Below are 2,265 nucleotides of genomic sequence, written 5' to 3' on the forward strand. Positions count from 1 at the left end.
CGATCGGTCCGCCGGTTCACCGGCGGCTGCGGTAGGACCTGCGTCCTCCGCGGCCACGGCTCCGGCCGCGTCCGCGGCCGACCACGCCGAGCACCACCAGGATCAGCACAATGAGAAGAATCCAGAACAGCATGGCCGGGCCTCCGGTTCGCGAGGTGGTTCCTGGGTGTCCGCGAGGTCCTGGCGAATCGGTAAGGAGGAATGCTTCGCCCTTGCGTACCGGAGCGGCATGGTCCTACGCCGTGCTTCGCAGTCAACGCCCGACTGTCTGGTCTGTCAACAGCGGTCAGGGGCAGGTGAGTTGGAGCATCCCGGCCGGGTCTGCCGGGGCGAATGAAGCCTCGGCAACAGCGCTGTCGGCGCCCCGGGACCGTCGTGCGGGGTCGGCAACACCCGGGCAGGACTACGCTGTTCGGTGAGGCCCGAGCCCCCGGCAGCAGAGACTGGCAGCTGCCCCGGAGGCCGCACATGCGCCGTACCACGACCGTTCACGGACACGGACAACTCAGGGCTCCGACCGCCACCGTGGACCGGCGGTCGTGATGCGGGCCGCCGACCCCCGGGAGTGGCGGGGCCGCGACGTCGTCGACGAAGCGGGGCACAGGATCGGCGTGCTCGAAGCCGTCTACGTGGACACCGCGACCGACGAACCGGCCATGGCGACGGTACGGACCGGACTGCCCACCCGCCACCGGCTCCACTTCGTCCCGCTCCAGGACGCGACGCTCGGCCCTGACTACCTCAAGGTCGCGTACGCCAAGGCGCTCGTACGGACAGCCCCCTCGATCGGGACGGACGACATCCTGCCCGCGGAGGACGAGGAAGCCGTCTTCCGGCACTACGGGCTGTCCTACCAGCCGGACAAGGGCACGGTGCGCCGCCTCGCCCGCCGCTGAGCGGACCCTGTCCCCTATTCGGGCCGCTGGGTCTGGTCGTTGTGCGCGAGACCGTCCGGATGCGCGGCGCTCCGCTCGCCGAGGGGCAGGACCAGCACCCGCAGGCCCGCAGGTCCCGCAGGCCGGTCGATCCGCCCTACCTCCTGCCACCCCCAGGACCGGAGCGCGGCCGCCGCCTTGCGCCCGGACCCCTCCACCAGGGCCGCACCGAGCGACGCCTCGTGATCGCCGAGGAGCTGCTCCTGCAGCCGGCGCGCGAGTTCGCGCGGGTGGTCGTGCGGATGGACCAGGGTCTCCTTGATCGCGAAGACATGGCCCGACGCGGTGAGTTGTTCGATGTTCTGCGGGAGCGGCCCGTCGAACCCTTCCCACCAGGAACCGTCGCGCTGCACGGGAAATCCGTAGACGCATCCCGACAGGGTCTCCGCCTCCGCGACCAGCATGTCGAAGCCCGGCTGCTGTACGTCGTCCGCCAGGCGGTCCAGGAAAGCCTGCCTGCTGCTGAACTCCTCGCCGGGAGCGGCGTCCGAGGACTCCACGTACAGATCGGCCAGATCCTCCCTCAGCCCCTCTGCCTGCCAGCGGTTCAGGCGGCGCAGTCGTACAGCTTCCATGGCGGTCAGACTCCCAGTCCGTCGAGGGGTTCGCTGCCGTCGATGAAGTCGCGGGCGACATCGGAGAGACGGCGGTTGTGGGATCGGGCATAGCCGCGCAGTGCGCTGAAGGCCTGCTCCATGTCGGTGCCCCGGCGCTCCGCGAACTTGCCCTTCGCCTGTTCGATCAGCACCCGGCTGTCCAGGGCGGCCTGCAACTGCTCGTTGAGTACGGTGCTGCGCCGCGTGGAGCGCTGTTGGAGCATGGTGACGCAGCGGTCGGTGAGCAGGCGCAGAAAGTCGATCAGATCGAAGTCGGCGACGAGATTGTCCGCCAGCTCCACGAATGTCTTGGCCAGCAGCTGTTCATTCATGAGCACATCCTCTGTCCTACGAGATTAGTCCGGGTCCGGAGCCAGAGGAAGGCGCAGCCGGTGCGCCACCACATCGGCGGCCACCTCGGCGAGGCGCCGTCCCTCGGCGTACGTATGGGCGCGCAGCCGTACGAACGCCTCCTCCACCCCCACCCCGAGCTGTTCCGTGAGGATCCCGGTGGCCTGGTCGATCTCGGCCCGGTAGCCGCCGAGTTCGCCCTGCGCCCCGTCGAGCAGTACGAGCGCGGCCGCGTCGGCGAAGGTCATGGCATCGGCCAGCTCTCCGGCGCTCAGCCCTCCCGGTGCGACGGCGTACAGATCGAGGACCCCAGGGCTGATCGCCCCGATCCGCAGGGGGATCGCGAAGACCGCGCCCGCCCCCGCCTCGACGGCCGCCGAGGC

4 protein-coding genes are annotated in these 2,265 nt (G+C 70.1%); 1 reads left to right on the top strand and 3 read right to left on the bottom strand.

Annotated elements, in window-relative coordinates; genetic code table 11:
• Positions 1 to 539: 539 nt before the first annotated feature.
• Positions 540 to 896: a PRC-barrel domain-containing protein gene (locus J0695_RS26800; RefSeq protein ID WP_206966140.1), complete on the top strand. Its 357-nt coding sequence runs from the start codon at positions 540 to 542 to the stop codon at positions 894 to 896.
• A 14-nt stretch (positions 897 to 910) separates the two neighbouring features.
• Here the strand turns inward: J0695_RS26800 and J0695_RS26805 are convergent, their stop codons facing one another.
• From J0695_RS26805 to J0695_RS26815, 3 genes are all read right to left on the bottom strand, one after another.
• Positions 911 to 1,510 carry a hypothetical protein gene (locus J0695_RS26805; RefSeq protein WP_242553230.1) on the bottom strand — a complete coding sequence of 200 codons (600 nt, stop codon included), beginning with the start codon at positions 1,508 to 1,510 and terminating at the stop codon, positions 911 to 913.
• Positions 1,511 to 1,515: 5 nt separating this feature from the next.
• The gene (locus tag J0695_RS26810; protein WP_206966142.1) at positions 1,516 to 1,863 is read right to left on the bottom strand and encodes an ANTAR domain-containing protein; all 348 of its coding nucleotides are present in this window, start codon (positions 1,861 to 1,863) and stop codon (positions 1,516 to 1,518) included.
• Between the two features lie 24 nt (positions 1,864 to 1,887).
• A partial coding sequence (locus J0695_RS26815; RefSeq protein ID WP_206966143.1) for an ANTAR domain-containing protein occupies positions 1,888 to 2,265 on the bottom strand: 378 nt, incomplete at its 5' end.

Origin of the sequence: Streptomyces beijiangensis (assembly GCF_017315755.1) — a bacterium.
Taxonomy (GTDB): Bacteria; Actinomycetota; Actinomycetes; order Streptomycetales; family Streptomycetaceae; genus Streptomyces; species Streptomyces beijiangensis.